This is a genomic window from Streptomyces sp. AC555_RSS877 (genome assembly GCF_019049245.1).
Taxonomy (GTDB): domain Bacteria; phylum Actinomycetota; class Actinomycetes; order Streptomycetales; family Streptomycetaceae; genus Streptomyces.
The window spans coordinates 1-13,571 of record NZ_JAGMUK010000099.1 but is presented as its reverse complement, the minus strand read 5'-3'; the positions used below and the strand labels follow the sequence as shown (position 1 = coordinate 13,571).

At 67.8% G+C, this 13,571-nt stretch carries 14 protein-coding genes; 5 read left to right on the top strand and 9 right to left on the bottom strand.

Annotated features, from left to right (window positions below):
• Positions 1–569: 569 nt before the first annotated feature.
• Entirely contained in the window at positions 570–1,709 is a 1,140-nt protein-coding gene (locus tag KUM49_RS35340; RefSeq protein WP_308406912.1) for a tyrosine-type recombinase/integrase, read from the top strand.
• The gene (locus KUM49_RS35335; protein WP_217241047.1) at positions 1,709–2,038 is read left to right on the top strand and encodes a helix-turn-helix transcriptional regulator; all 330 of its coding nucleotides are present in this window, start codon (positions 1,709–1,711) and stop codon (positions 2,036–2,038) included. The genes KUM49_RS35340 and KUM49_RS35335 overlap by 1 nt, the downstream gene beginning before the upstream one ends.
• Positions 2,039–3,078: 1,040 nt before the next feature.
• On the opposite strand, the gene KUM49_RS35330 is transcribed toward KUM49_RS35335, so the two are convergent.
• From KUM49_RS35330 to KUM49_RS35320, 3 genes are all read right to left on the bottom strand, one after another.
• The gene (locus KUM49_RS35330) at positions 3,079–3,261 is read right to left on the bottom strand and encodes a hypothetical protein (RefSeq protein WP_217241046.1); all 183 of its coding nucleotides are present in this window, start codon (positions 3,259–3,261) and stop codon (positions 3,079–3,081) included.
• A 70-nt stretch (positions 3,262–3,331) separates the two neighbouring features.
• A complete protein-coding gene (locus KUM49_RS35325; RefSeq protein ID WP_217241045.1) occupies positions 3,332–3,673 on the bottom strand; it encodes a hypothetical protein in 342 nt (113 codons plus the stop codon).
• Between the two features lie 521 nt (positions 3,674–4,194).
• Positions 4,195–5,181, bottom strand: coding sequence for an aldo/keto reductase (locus tag KUM49_RS35320; RefSeq protein ID WP_217241044.1), 987 nt, complete (start codon positions 5,179–5,181; stop codon positions 4,195–4,197).
• A 230-nt stretch (positions 5,182–5,411) separates the two neighbouring features.
• Here KUM49_RS35320 and KUM49_RS35315 point away from each other — a divergent pair, with 230 nt between their 5' ends.
• Complete coding sequence (locus tag KUM49_RS35315; protein WP_308406911.1) at positions 5,412–6,320, top strand: helix-turn-helix domain-containing protein; 909 nt, start codon at positions 5,412–5,414, stop codon at positions 6,318–6,320.
• Between the two features lie 189 nt (positions 6,321–6,509).
• Here KUM49_RS35315 and KUM49_RS35310 read toward each other — a convergent pair whose 3' ends face one another.
• On the bottom strand, positions 6,510–7,007 hold the full coding sequence (locus KUM49_RS35310; RefSeq protein WP_217241043.1) for an SRPBCC family protein: 498 nt from the start codon (positions 7,005–7,007) through the stop codon (positions 6,510–6,512).
• 83 nt (positions 7,008–7,090) lie between these two features.
• Positions 7,091–7,906, bottom strand: coding sequence for an SDR family oxidoreductase (locus KUM49_RS35305; protein WP_217241042.1), 816 nt, complete (start codon positions 7,904–7,906; stop codon positions 7,091–7,093).
• Between the two features lie 62 nt (positions 7,907–7,968).
• On the opposite strand from KUM49_RS35305, the gene KUM49_RS35300 reads away from it, so the two are divergent.
• Positions 7,969–8,592: a TetR/AcrR family transcriptional regulator gene (locus KUM49_RS35300; protein WP_217241041.1), complete on the top strand. Its 624-nt coding sequence runs from the start codon at positions 7,969–7,971 to the stop codon at positions 8,590–8,592.
• A 1,158-nt stretch (positions 8,593–9,750) separates the two neighbouring features.
• Here KUM49_RS35300 and KUM49_RS35295 read toward each other — a convergent pair.
• The 4 genes from KUM49_RS35295 to KUM49_RS35280 all read right to left on the bottom strand — a co-directional run bounded on the left by KUM49_RS35295 (position 9,751) and on the right by KUM49_RS35280 (position 13,025).
• Entirely contained in the window at positions 9,751–10,275 is a 525-nt protein-coding gene (locus tag KUM49_RS35295; RefSeq protein ID WP_055715251.1) for an ATP-binding protein, read from the bottom strand.
• A gap of 321 nt (positions 10,276–10,596) precedes the next feature.
• Positions 10,597–11,121, bottom strand: a complete 525-nt coding sequence (locus KUM49_RS35290; RefSeq protein ID WP_217241040.1) for a hypothetical protein — start codon at positions 11,119–11,121, stop codon at positions 10,597–10,599.
• A gap of 105 nt (positions 11,122–11,226) precedes the next feature.
• Entirely contained in the window at positions 11,227–11,979 is a 753-nt protein-coding gene (istB, locus tag KUM49_RS35285; protein WP_374200239.1) for an IS21-like element helper ATPase IstB, read from the bottom strand.
• 23 nt (positions 11,980–12,002) lie between these two features.
• Positions 12,003–13,025 (bottom strand): tyrosine-type recombinase/integrase, encoded by a 1,023-nt coding sequence (locus KUM49_RS35280; protein ID WP_217241039.1) that lies wholly within the window; start codon positions 13,023–13,025, stop codon positions 12,003–12,005.
• A 91-nt stretch (positions 13,026–13,116) separates the two neighbouring features.
• On the opposite strand from KUM49_RS35280, the gene KUM49_RS35275 reads away from it, so the two are divergent.
• The coding region (locus KUM49_RS35275; RefSeq protein ID WP_217241038.1) for a hypothetical protein at positions 13,117–13,571 on the top strand (455 nt) is incomplete at its 3' end.

Below are 13,571 nucleotides of genomic sequence, written 5' to 3'. Positions count from 1 at the left end.
TCCAGATCGGAGGCCCCATCTTGTCCCAGATGGCGGACGTGAACCCGCGCGGAACCCCCGCCAGGACCACCACACCCCCAGCGGGTTCTCGCCGGAGCACCCTCCAGATCCCTCGAACCCGCTGGTTTCTGCCTCGAGGTTCGGTCGAAGTCCTCCTGTGCTTGGGACGCCTTTGGACATGAGGGTTGTCGGACCTGCGGCGACCCCCTGTCCGGCGGGTCTGACCTGCGGAAACGTCCGGCTCTTGCTGGCGGGGCGTGGAGGGGGTGATGGAGGGGTCTGCGGAGGGGGTCTGTTCCGGCTCGTCGGCAGCGCTCGCCACGGGGTACTCCTGGTGGTGGGGCGGGCTGATCCCGCCCCACCTTCTACAGGTGTGTTTTTCGGCTCCCGTGTGACGCAAAGGGGCGGAATTTCATCTGATGCATCATTCGCCACGACCAGCGGATGGCCTCTGACCTGCTCACGAGCTATGTCGATGTCGCTCGTTCCGGTGAAAGAACGCCTTCTGGCCTGGGGCGTTGGTCTCCTGGCGCCACGATGTTGCATGTAACGCAACCGTGGGAGTGGGTGTGAGAACGCTCGATTTGCCCGGGGCGATCCACCTGGTGAAGCCGACGAACGTACGGGCTCTGGATCCAGCGCCTGTCATGTTCGAGGCCATGCTGGAGGGCTGGGCCCGGCAGCAACGCAGCCGTCTGCTCGCCAAGAAGACCGTCGGCGACAGGGTGAGGCTGGTGCGGCGCTTCGCCGCGTACACCGGTACGTACCCGTGGGAGTGGACGCCCGAGGACGTCGAGGCGTACTTCGCGGCCCAGTTCAGCAAGGACCCGCCGGCCGCGCACTCCACGGTCCGAGGCCAGCAGAACGAACTGTCGCTGTTCTGCGAGTTCATCACCGACAGCCACTATGGGTGGGCCGCGGCCTGCCTGGAGGAGTTCGGGCAGTTCCCGATCCAGGTCTGCCACGACTGGAATACGGCCGCCCACGTCGCCGAGTTCGAGGGCCGGCCTGGGCGGCGGGCCCTGACCTACGACGAACTGCAGACGTTCTTCGATGCGGCCGACGACCGCATCGAACACGTCAAGGGCCTGGGGCGGAAGGGTGCGCTGGCGGCCTGGCGCGACTCGGTGATGCTGAAGTCGGTCTACGCCTACGGGCTGCGACGCCGCGAGGCGTCGAAGCTCGATCTTCCCGATCTGCGTCACAACCCCCGGGCCAAGGACTACGGCCGGTTCGGAGCCCTGCAGGTCCGCTGGGGCAAGGCATCGCGGGGCAGCCCGCCCAAACGCCGCACGGTGCTCACCGTTCCGGAGCTGGATTGGGTCGTGCCGCTGCTGGAGGAGTGGGTCGACGAGGCACGCGCACGGTTCAATCCCGGCAAGCACCCGGCTCTGTGGGTGACCGAGCGTCGCAGCCGCCTGGGGGTACGCCGACTCGACGAGGTCTTCGCCACGGTTCGCGACTACGCCGGCCTGCCCGAAGAACTTGAGCTGCACAGCCTGCGCCACAGCTACATCACGCACCTGATCGAGTTCGGCTACCCCGAGCGGTTCGTCCAGGACCAGGTCGGTCACCGGCATGCTTCGACGACCGCGCTCTACACCTGGGTCTCCGACGAGTTCCGCAACCGCCTGATGGAAGACCACCTGACACGTCAGGCAGTTCGGCCGAGTGAACGAGGCAAGCAGCAGCCGGAAGGGATCCGCTGATGACGAAGTCCATGGGTGTGCGCTGGAACCTGCGCAAGCTGATGGCCGCTCAGGACATGTTCCAGACCACCGAGCTCGTCCCACTGCTCGCCGAACGGGGCATCCACCTGTCGCGGGAACAGGTCTACCGGCTGGTGACGCAGCCCCCGCAGCGGTTGTCGATGGACACCTTGGCGGCGCTCTGCGACATCTTGTCCTGCACGCCGAACGATCTGATCGAGGTCGTCGAAGTGCGCCGGCAGGTCGCCAAGCCGACCGCCACCGGCGAGACCACGGCCGCTACTCCTCCGACTCGCCGCACGCAGTTGCGGCGTCCGGAGGGCCTGTGAGCCCGGCTGAGGAAGGCCCCAAGGCGCGGGCGACCAGGGCTGCCCTGACGCAGCAGATCCGGGCCACGTGCCCGGGGATGTCGCCCCACGCCGCGGACGACGTGGTTTCGGCGATTCCGGTCAGGTCCCGCGGACGCGCACGGCACTACCTCGACGAGCACACCGACGCGCTCACCAGCGGCGACCCGACGGCCATCCCCTCGGTCCTGTTCCTCATCAAGCTGCTGGCCGACGCGGGCCGCCAGGAGGTACGCCAGCCCGCCTGCTCACGCTGCGGCCGGATTCGACCCCTCCCTCACCGTGTTCCCGAAGGACGGATCTGCAGCGGATGTCAGGGCGCCGCGCAATACCGGGCGTCGGTCGCGGTCTGCCGTCGGTGCGGCAAGACCCGGCCCTGCCCCGCGCGCGGCGTCTGTTCCGCCTGCTACTACCAGCACGAGGCGCCAAAGCGGGAGTGCACCTCGTGTGGCCAACGCGCCTACTGCACGGTCTCGCCCCGCGACGGCGACCGCCTCCTGTGCGGCACCTGCCGCTCCCGCCGGAACGTGACCTGCGGATTCTGTGGTCGCGTCAGCCCGTCCCAGGTCAACTGGCCGCGGGGCCCGGCATGCGACCGTTGCTACGCACGCGTCCTGAACCACCCCGCAGCCTGTCCGCAGTGCAACAGGACGCGCGCGCTGATCGGACAGGCCGACGACGTCGCTGTCTGTGGCACCTGCTCCGGCTACACCACCGACTACACCTGCACTCGCTGCGACAGCCCCGCTCATACGAAGGCTCGGCCCCTGTGCCTGCGATGCGCTGTCGACGATCAGCTCGCCAAGGTCCTCGCCGCTGTCACGTCGCCGACGGCCGCCGAACAACTGCAGCAGGTCCGGGCGGTCCTTGCCCACGCCGACCGCCCAGGGCCCGCCCTGAACTGGCTGAGACGCTCCTTGGAACACCGGCTGTTCGCCAGCCTCACGGCCGACGGCAGCCAGCCGATCAGCCATGCGTCGGTGGACGATGTCGCCCTGAACATCAGCTGCAGAGGCGCGGAGTCACTTCGAAACACACTCGTCGCCGCGGGCGTCCTCCCCCACCGGGACGAACACCTCGCTCGGGTCGAGCTCTACGTGCGTCGAACCGTTCGGGATCATCCGCAGTTCGCGGGCATCCTGCGTCCCTATGTCAGCTGGAGCGTCCTTCCCCGTCTGCGCCGCCGCGCTCACAGGAGCGTTCATCACTCAATGGGCCACAGCACGCATCCGGAGTGCTCTCCTGCTCCTGGACTGGGCAGAGAAGCGCGGCTCATCACTCGGGGACCTCGTCCAAGAAGACGTCGATGCATGGCTGACCCGTGGAAAGAGCACCCGCTACAACATCCGCGACTGTCTGGTCTGGGCACATAGGCGCGGCTACGCCCGCGATCTGCTTGTCCCCCACCGCGGTAAACCGGACCCCGCTGGCCTCGACGAGGACAGCCATTGGGACGTCCTTCAGCAGTGCCTCAACGACGACGGCCTCCCCCTTGAGGTTCGCGTCGCCGGCGCCCTCCTGCATACCTACGCCGTGCCACTCACTCGGATCGTCAGGCTCACCAGCAACAACATCCAAGACCACGCCTCGGGCAGCCGCCTTGTCCTGGCCCAGCATGCCGTGCCGCTTCTCCCGCCCCTCGCGGCGCTCATCGCTCAACTCGCCGCTCAGCCCGGCCAGCGACGAACAGCGCCAAACTTCGGGCCCGCCTGGCTGTTCCGCAGCCGTACCCCGGCCGATCCGCGCCCGCCGGCGCGCCCCGCTACTCCGACCGCCCCATGCCCGTCGGAGCACTCCGCCTCCTTCTCAACGAACACAGCATCCGGGCCAAAGCGGTCCGCGTGACTGCCTGCCTGAACCTCGCCCAAGACCTTCCTCCTGCCGTCCTGGCTTCGATCACCGGCATGCACGTCACGACTGCCGAGCACTGGCGCAGACGCGCTGCACCCGACTGGAGCGCCTACGTCGCGGCACGCCGCTCTGCGACAAATACGGCGAAGCGCTGATCACAGGAGGACGGGCGGTGCCGGCCCGACATGGCCTCGCCGGTGTTGTCGAGGAAACACCGCAGCGGGTGGAAGCTGAAGCTGCCCTCGTTGGGTCGGGGTGGCCGCCCCGACCCAACGATGCCCAACCGGTCACCGACCGACAAAGCCCATGTGCAGCTCGTTGTAGCGGTCGCCGTGTACGCCGATGCGTGCCGCTGTCGCGTCGAGGTCGGCGACCTCGTCGGCGGACAGGGCGACCTGGGTCGCACCGGCGTTCTCCTCCAGGCGCTCGACGCGGCGTGTGCCGGGAATCGGGACGATCCACGGGTGCTGTGCGAGAAGCCAAGCGAGGGCGACCTGCCCGGGGCTGGCACTCTTGGCCCGGGCGAGGTTGGCGACGTGGTCGACCAGAGCCTGGTTGGCAGCACGGTTCTCTTCGGCGAACCGGGGGATCGAGGCACGGATGTCGCCTTCGGCGAACGAGGTCGTGGTGTCGACGGTGCCGGTGAGGAAGCCCTTGCCGAGCGGGCTGAACGGCACGAACCCAATTCCGAGCTCGGCGAGCGTCGGCAGGACCTCGGGCTCGGGATCACAGGTCCACAGGGAGTACTCACTCTGAACCGCGGTCACCGGGTGAACTGCGTGGGCCTTGCGGATGGTCGACCCCGCCGCCTCGGACAGGCCGAAGTGGCGCACCTTGCCCGCCTGCACGAGCTCGGCGACCGCACCGGCGACGTCCTCGACGGGGACATCGGGGTCGACCCGGTGCTGGTAGAAGAGGTCGATCGTCTCGCTGCGCAGTCGGCGCAGGGAAGCGTCGGCGACCCGCTTGATCTGCTCCGGCCGGCTGTCGAGCCCGGTGAACTTCCCTCCTTCGATGCGCCAGCCGAACTTCGTCGCGAGGACGACCTGGTCCCGCACGGGGGCGAGCGCCTCGCCCACGAGCTCTTCGTTGACGTAGGGGCCATAGACCTCGGCGGTGTCGAAGAACGTGATGCCGCGGTCGACGGCAGCGCGGATCACGCCGATCATGTCCTGCCGGTCGCCGGGATTCGGCCCGTAGCCCTGGGACATGCCCATGCATCCCAGGCCGATGGCCGAGACCTGCAGGCCCTGGCCGAGCGTGCGCGTGTGCATCCTGTGTCCTCTCGGAAGTAATGGTGTGGTGACCGGCGTCTTCGCACGTGCCACGCGGGGCACTTTTGCGGCGATCTGCAGCAACCAGGACAGAGCCCGGGCGTCCCCGCCTGCTGTCGCAACCGATGAAACCGCAGCTCACGAGGATGTGGGAGGGTCGCTTGTTCCGTGTACTGGCAGTGCACCTCTCAGCGGTGCCCCGTCCCACCGGGCACCGTAGCCTCGACGGCGTGGACCAGCGCAGCGAAATCCGTGAGTTCCTCAGCACCCGACGGGCGAAGATCACTCCCGAGCAGGCAGAGCTGCCGATCATGGACGGCCATCGGCGGGTGCCGGGCCTGCGCCGGGAGGAGGTCGCCCTCCTCGCCGGGATCAGCGTCGAGTACTACGCCCGTCTGGAACGCGGCAATCTCCGGGGCGCTTCCGACGCCGTCCTCGACGCTGTCGCCCGCGCGCTGCGGCTCGACGAGGCCGAACACGCTCACCTGCGCGATCTGGCCCGCACCGCTCACCCCGGTGCCGGCCGCCGCGTACCGCGCCGCAGCCGACCTCAGCCCCTGCGGCCCACCCTGCAGCACCTGCTCGACGCCATGACAGAAGCCCCCGCCTTCATCCGCAACGGCGGCCTGGACGTCCTCGCCATCAACCGCCTCGGGCGCGCCCTGTACGCCTCAGCCCTCACCGGCAGTGCCCGCCGGGCCAACCTTGGCCGGTTCCGCTTCCTCGACCCGGCCGCCGCCGACTTCTACGCCGACCTGGACAACACCGCCCACAGCACCGTCGCCCTTCTGCGCACTGAGCTCGGCCGCGACCCCCACAACCGTGACCTGGCCGACTTGGTTGGCGAACTGTCCACCCACAGTGACGAATTCCGCACCTTGTGGGCCACCCACGACGTACGCCTGCACCGCACCGGCACCAAGACCTTCCACCACCCCACCGTCGGCACCCTCAGCCTCACCTACGAAGCCATGCCGCTGCCCACAGACCCGGGCCTGACCCTCACCGCCTACACCGCCGCACCCGGCACCGCCTCTCGCGAGCGCCTGGAACTCCTCGCCAGTTGGGCCGCCGCGCTCGACCATCCCGATCTGCCCGAGCCCAGGTCGGCACCCACGACGCAGACGCGCACCGCATAGCCTTGCCCGGCGGGGCATCGGTTTCGGCCGATCCGTCCTTCACCTTTCGCGGCGAACGCGTCGGCATGTGCCGAGACACCTCAGTCCTGCCCTCGGTGCACGGATCGGAGATGACCAGGGCCAAAACCGCAACGCCGAACGGCAGGCGGCCCCGCCCGGCAGGACCCGGGCATGCGATTGTTGACTCGGCTACCGGGTGTGAGCGGGGTGGGCGGCGTCGAAGTAGCGGCCCGTGTCGCGGAAGTAGCTGCGGAAGAGGCGCTTGCTGAGCGGAGCTCCGGCGCGGCCCATGGCGGTCGGGGTGATGCCGATGCGCCAGGTGAATCGGCAGTGGTCCGGTCCGTCGGGTTCGACCAGGTAGTCCTCGCCGGCGCTGACGAACAGAGGAAATCTGGCGCGGCTGAAGTAGAAGGAATGGCGGCGGCCTTCTTCCCAGGCGAAGAAGTACGCGTCGTTGGCCATGGCCCCCAGAGCAACTGCCCGGCGGGTAGTGCCGACACCGAAAGGCCGGCGTGATGTCCATCGAATTTTCAGGCCGCGGCACCAGTGAAGGGGGTCGTCGCTGACCAGTTCCGCCCAGACCGATTCGGCCGGCCGGCTGATGGACCACGTGTGGACGAATCGCACTGGTGCATGGTCGAAGTAGGTCTCGTCGACCGGTTTAAGGGAGAACATCGGCAGCGCCATGGCCAGCTCCGTTGAGAGAGTTGCAGCATTTAAGGACGTGATCGACCGCGGACGGGGTTAATCCGGACAGAAGGTCACCGTTCTCACCGGCTCGCCGCGTGCCCCGGCTTGTCAGCGGCGGACAGCATTCGGGCGGTCAGGCGGATCAGCAGCCCAGGCGGGGTGATCCGGCCGAGGATGGTCATGGCCCGGTTGCGCAGGCCCGGGACGATGACGGGGCGGCCGCGGTCGAGCGCGCGCAGGCCGGCGTCGACGACCGGGCCGGGCTCGGCGAGTTTGCGGTAGATCGCCGTGTGGGAGACGTCGGCTTTCAGCGCGTCGGTGAAGCCGGTGCGTGTGGGACCCGGGCACAGTGCGGTCACGGTGACTCCGCTGCCGCGCGTCTCCTCCGCGAGGGCCTGGCTGAACGACAGGACGAACGCCTTCGCGCCGCCGTAGACGGCCTGGAGAGGGGCCGGCTGGAAAGCGATGGTCGAGGCGACGTTGAGGATCCGTCCGCGGCCGCGGGCGCGCATGGCGGGAAGCAGCTCGTGCGTCAGTCGCACCACGGCCGTGACGTCGACCGCGATCAAGGTGGACTCGCGCCACGCGGGCACCTCGGCGAACCGGCCGTACGTGCCGAAGCCGGCGTTGTTCACCAGCACGCCCACGTCCTTGCTCTTCAGTTCGGTCAGCAACAGCTCCAGGCCGCTTTCGGTGGCGAGGTCGGCCACGACCGTCTCGACCACCGCGCCGGGAGTGTGCCGCCGCACCTCCTCACGCACGGCGTCGAGGCGTGCGGCGTCGCGGCCGGTCAGGACCAGGGGGTGGCCACGCTCGGCCAGCCGTCGGGCGAACAGCGCCCCAAACCCGGACGAGGCCCCGGTGACCACGGCCCAGTCGGTCGATGAGATCGACATGTCACTCCCTCGCTCACAATGTTAATGCCTTTAACATAGGGGTCGATGTTAAGGTCGTCAACATGTCAGCTCGCTCTGCCTCCGCCGACCGCCCCGGAACCGGGAAATCAGCCCCTTATCACCACGGCGACCTCCGACGGGCGCTGACCGATGCCGCATTGGACCTGATCGGCGAGCGGGGGCCGAAGGGCTTCACCCTGACCGAGGTCGCTCGGCGCGCGGGGGTGAGCACAGCCGCGCCCTACCGCCACTTCACCGACAAGTCCGACCTGCTGGCGACTGTGGCCGAGCTTGGCTTCCAGCGTCTGCACGACGCCCTCCGGGCCGCTCCGGAGGGCCGCAACGGCCGCGACCACGTCATCGAACTGGGGCGCGCCTACCTGCGCTGGGCCCTCGACCACCCCGACTTCTACCTCGTGATGTTCGGCGCCGAGGTCAAGGGCACCGACTATCCTGGCCTCGGCCGCGCCGCCGAGGCCGCGTTCGGCGTCCTGCTCAAGGCGGTCGAAGCCGCCAGGGACTCCGGGACGCTGCCGGCCAAGGACGCCCGCGCACTCGCCGGCTCACTGTGGGCGGTGGTGCACGGAGCCGCATCCCTCGACATCGGCGGCGCCTTGCGCGCCCACGTGGAAGCCCCTTCCGAGGACCTCGTCGTAGAGACGATCACCGCACTCACCGCCCCCTGACGAAACACTTCACGAGCGACACGCTCCCCACCTTCCTGATCGGCGTCAGCCAGGCAAGCGGCCCGCCGGTCAGGCCGCCCTAGACGTGCCTCATCGCTGCTGATCAGAAGGCATTTTCGTGTTTCCGCTCAAGATCCGGACAGCCGCAGGTGCAACACGCGGGCGAACTCGAACTCACGTCGAAAACATCCGCGGAAAACGACACAGCCAACGCACCCCGCGGCCACTGACAGCCCGCCCACCCCATGGTCCCGCGGGCCGGAATACCGCACGGTTCAAATGACGCTCCCCACCAACTCACTGAGTGCCGTTACCGAGCCGTGATCATCAGGCAGGCGCGGCTGTGGACCAACTGGTCGGTGACCGGCCTTGGGCCGTCAGCGCGCCAGTCTGAGGCGAGCCGTCTCTGCGGCATGGGAGGCGGCTTCGATCAGCCCGCCCACACAGCGACTTGAGGCATCAGAGCTGTGGCAGCACGCGGTCGAAGAACACGCGGTCGGCCTCGAAGACGGGCTGAGGGTCCGGTTCGTCGTGGTGGCGTCCCGGGCCATCGTCGTGGCGCGGTTCCGGGGCTCGTGTCTCAGGGGCGAGGAGCCCACCAGCGCTGCCTTCGGCCAGGGTCCGTCATACCGGATGGTGAAGGACTGCCCTGCGTGGTGTCTGGTCCTCAATTGCGGTAGTACAGGATTCGAGTTGGTGCAGAGAGATCTCCAGGGCCCCAAGCGCGATGGCCTGGCTGATGAGCGCACCAGCGATTGTTTTCATGGCTGGAACAGTTGCCCATGGGATCATAGCTGTCGCTGCCACAATTGCGCACGCCCCGGCCTGGATATCCAGTACTGTGGCGGACCCCGTGAGGGCATGCCAAGCGTTGCGCAGGGCCCAGAGCAGGCTCCTTCTCCCTTCGGGGGGACTGTCCCATTTACGCAAAGGCAATACTCTTCAAGAGCCGTGCGGCCTTTCCATAGCGCGGCAGCTGCACCGCCACTGATGGTCCTGTAGGTGGGAGCTGGCAACGTTTGTCGACGGTTTTGGGCAGCACTTAGCCATCACAGGGTTCGGAAATGTCGATGAGAACTAGCAACGTTTTCGGAGCGCACGGCGGCTGGCCCCAGGCTCCCGCGCCAGTACTGGGCCGCACCAAGGTTGGCCGGACAGTCACGCGAGTGACGGCCACCGATCGGCGGCCCACTCCAGCCATCCTGACCATCCAGGAGGCGGATCTCCAACCTCATGTCCATCGAGTTCCGTGGCGTCGGGCTCCTCGAACAGTGTCCTCCAGTGCAGGAGGTCCGTCTCGCTCATCGCGAAGGTCTGATCAGGGGTGGTCGACTGGCGATGAGCGACCCGAGCACGTTGGGTCTCATGGTCCACCGGCACATACACAAGCTGACAGGACGCGCCCACAGACATCACCAACCAGCGGATCGCGGACCTTTCGTCACGAGACCAGCATCCGAAATCCAGGACCACGTTGGTTCCCAGCCTCAGCGCCTCCAGACCAAGCCAGAGCAGCCGTCCTTCCAGCACATCGCGCTTCCCCTCCGGCTGCGGATCGCCGAACAGCGGGATCATCCACTCATCCGGCGTCAGCCGCAGCGCGCTGTGCTCCTTGGCCAGCTGCCGAGCTCTCGTGGTCTTCCCGGCACCTGGCAGGCCGACTGTCAGGAACAACGTCGTCACACCCAGATCGTGTCACGAAGGCCAAGTGGAGGAAGACTGCTCTTTCTGCCGAGATCGCCGGGCCACGGCGCGGCCCAGCAGCGCGATGACGTCCAGTGGCGGTGACGCACGCCTCCCAGGTTCTTTCCGGTGGTTCAGGGCTCGTAGGTACTGGCGGGCCGATGCCTTGTGGTGTGGCTGATCATGGCTTGAGCCAAAGGCGGATCGAAGCCGCGGTGACGGGACGTGAAGTGGCCGAGTCATTCCTGGGCCCACTTAGCGATCTTGGAAGCGGTTTTCGGGAGCGAGTTTTGGCCCCACCCTGTGCACTGAGGAGCGACGTCAGTCAGCGGCGCCTGGTGTGGGGACGTAGGGCTCGATCTCGCGCCATGGCGGCGGTCCTCCCAGTTGCCGGTTGATGGGCTGCTGGGATCCGTCGAGGGAGCTGCGGGCCGCGTTGACGAAGGCGAGCTGTCCGGATGCGAGTTCTGCCATGATCCGCTGCAGGTTGTCACGGTTCTTCGGGCCGCGGTCGGCGACCAGGAGCACGAAGCGGCCGATCGCATCGGCCAGGTCGCCGGCGGCATTCGCAACGTCGGGGGTGGCGACCAGGCTGAGTGAGGTCAAGGCGGCGTTGAACGGTGGCCAGTTGGCGTTGTTGGGCCGGTCGTCGAGGTATGCCTCACGCAGCTCGATCTCGACCGCGGTGAACTCCTGGAGGAAGGCTCCGTAGGCAGCTGTCTGGGTGTCGCGCAGCCATTGCTGGTTCTGGCTGCGGCGGCCGACGAAGCCGCCCACCACGATGCCAATGATGGTTGCGACGGCACCAACGCTCGTGGACACCAGAACATCCAAGGGGGCGGCCAAACCAGTTTCCTCCTTCAGCGCGGTGGCTGTGATCTGTGGTCAGCGTGGCAATCGACTGGTCCATTCTTGATCACGAGGTGTGTTCTGCGGGACCGGATCCGGAGGTCAAGTGGTGGCTTGCTGTTGTGCACGGGTCTGTGCGAGCCGATAGGAGTCGGTGCCGGTCTCGATGATGTTCCCGCCGAAGGTGAGGCGGTCGACGATGGCCGCGCAGAGCCGCGGATCCGTGAATGTCCTGGTCCAGCCGCCGAACGATTCGTTGGAGGCAATGGCGACGCTGTTTTTCTCCTCGCGTTCGGTGAGCACCTGGAACAGCAGCTCAGCGCCGCGGCGGTCCAGCTCCATGTAGCCGAGTTCGTCTATGCAGAGGAGATCGACACGTCCGTAGCGGGCGATGGTCTTGGTCAGGATTTTTTCGTCCGCCGCCTCGACTAGCTCGTTGACCAGTTTGGTGGCGAGTGTGTAGCGGACCCGGAAGCCGGCCATGGCGGCCTCGGTGCCGAGCGCGATCAGCAGGTGGGACTTGCCGGTGCCGGAGTCGCCCATGAGGCAAAGCGGCAGGTCCTTCTTGACCCATTCGCAGGTCGCCAGGGTGTGAATGACGGCTGCGTCGAGGTTCGCGTTGGCGTCGAAGTCAAAGGCTCTGATCGACTTCTCCCGGGGGAACTGCGCCGCTTTGATGCGTCGTTCGGAGCGGCGGCGGGCCCGGTCGTACGGCAGACGATGGAAGTCCGCCAGGTCCGGGACGGTGGCGAGCAGGACGCGGGCGCCCCAGCGGACCTTGTGGTCGGTGTTCATGCCCTGCGCTGCCCGGTGGGCAAGGTAGAACTCGACGAGATCCGGGCGCACGATCGGCAAGGCCGCAGCTCGGGCCCGGCGCATCAGATGTCCGCCTGGTCAGCGTCGATGGCGGCACTCGCCGTCAGGTACTGCTCGACGAGCCAGCTGTTCGCCAAGTGGATATAGATCCGGGTTGACTCGATGGAACGGTGTCCGGCCTGCGCCTGTACCGCTTCCAGGGCCATGCCCGCCTCCCGCAGCCGGGTCAGGCAGGTGTGACGGAGCTGATGGCACGTCAACTTCGGCAACCCGGTCCGCCTCCGGACGCCGTCGAGGATCTCGTCCAGGCCGTCGGCGGACAGCGGACACCCCCGAGTCGGCCCGCGCAGCACCACGAACAGCCGATCGTGGTCCACCGTCGGCCGCTCGCGGTCCAGGTAGTCGCCGACCGCAGCGAAGAACTGCGCGGAGACCGGTATCAGGCGCTGGTGCCCGCCCTTGCCCTCACTGATGAAAACCCGACGCTCGCCCGGCGAAAGGTCACCCAGCCGCAGGCCGAGCACCTCGCACCGGCGCAGGCCGCCCAGCAGCATCGCGAGCACCATGGCCCGATCCCGCGCCGTGTTCACCGCGCCGAGCACCGCCTCGACCTCGCCCGGCCCAAGGACTCGCGGAAGGGTGCGGGGCGTGCGTAGCAGCGGTGCCCCGCGGTTTCCGCCGCGGCGGCGGGTGGCCAGCCCCGTCGGCACCGGATTACGATCGATGGCGAGGTCGTCGCGGGTCATCAGGTAGCCGAACAGCCCGGAGATACTGGCGAGTCGCCGCTTGATGGTCCGTGCCGAAAGCCCTGCCTCACCGTCTTCGAGCCGGACGACCTTCGGCCCTCGTCTCGGCTTCTTCTGCGCGGTGATGAACGCGAAGAGGTCCGCGGTGACGACGTCGGCCGGCTCTTTGGGCACCACCGAGAAGAAGACCTTCAGGTCATAGGCGGTGGCCAGCAGGGTGTTCGGCCGGCAGCGTGCCGCCACGAACTCGAGGTAGTCGTCGACCAGGGCGTGTCCGAGCGATGCCGCGGGGTTCCCCGCGGCATCGACGCGTCGTACCAACTGCGGCTGCCAGGCCATCCGAGCTCCTCGACGGGAGCGACCATCCTGACCGGCAACGCGAGATCGCGGAAGAGTTGTCACCCACATAACCGCCCAGCACGCTGAGAGCGTGGACGTGGCCCTCAAGGAATGCCTCCTGGCCGCAGGAGGCGAAGACGCGGTGCACGGCCTTGCCCGAATACGACAGGCGCATCGCGAACACAAAGCAGGTGACCTGCTCACCGGCCAGGCGTACCTTCACGTCGCCGAAGTCCACCTCCGCCTCGGCCCCCGGCCGGTGGGACTGCGGAATGAACGCGTGCACCACCCCGCGGCCGGCCTCAACAACGATCTGGGACCGTCGGTCGGCGACATAAGCCCGCACCATCGGATAGGTCACCGCCTCCGCCCCGTGCTCGTCCACGAGCCGGTCGAAGATCCGCTTGACCGTGTGACGCTGCTTGCGCGGCGCATCCAGATCCGCCCGGAGCATCTCGTCGATCAACGGCTTGTAGGCATCCAGGCGGGTGCCACGCGGCCGCGGCTTCTTCCGCGGCTCTGGCCAGACCGACTCCAACGCGGCCT

Bases quoted from the DNA above. Each gene is read 5' to 3' on its own strand.
- KUM49_RS35335 (WP_217241047.1), top strand. From the start codon at position 1,709: ATGACGAAGTCCATGGGTGTGCGCTGGAACCTGCGCAAGCTGATGGCC.
- KUM49_RS35330 (WP_217241046.1), bottom strand. From the start codon at position 3,261: ATGAACGCTCCTGTGAGCGCGGCGGCGCAGACGGGGAAGGACGCTCCA.
- KUM49_RS35325 (WP_217241045.1), bottom strand. From the start codon at position 3,673: ATGCTGGGCCAGGACAAGGCGGCTGCCCGAGGCGTGGTCTTGGATGTT.
- KUM49_RS35320 (WP_217241044.1), bottom strand. From the start codon at position 5,181: ATGCACACGCGCACGCTCGGCCAGGGCCTGCAGGTCTCGGCCATCGGC.
- KUM49_RS35310 (WP_217241043.1), bottom strand. From the start codon at position 7,007: ATGGCGCTGCCGATGTTCTCCCTTAAACCGGTCGACGAGACCTACTTC.
- KUM49_RS35305 (WP_217241042.1), bottom strand. From the start codon at position 7,906: ATGTCGATCTCATCGACCGACTGGGCCGTGGTCACCGGGGCCTCGTCC.
- KUM49_RS35300 (WP_217241041.1), top strand. From the start codon at position 7,969: ATGTCAGCTCGCTCTGCCTCCGCCGACCGCCCCGGAACCGGGAAATCA.
- KUM49_RS35280 (WP_217241039.1), bottom strand. From the start codon at position 13,025: ATGGCCTGGCAGCCGCAGTTGGTACGACGCGTCGATGCCGCGGGGAAC.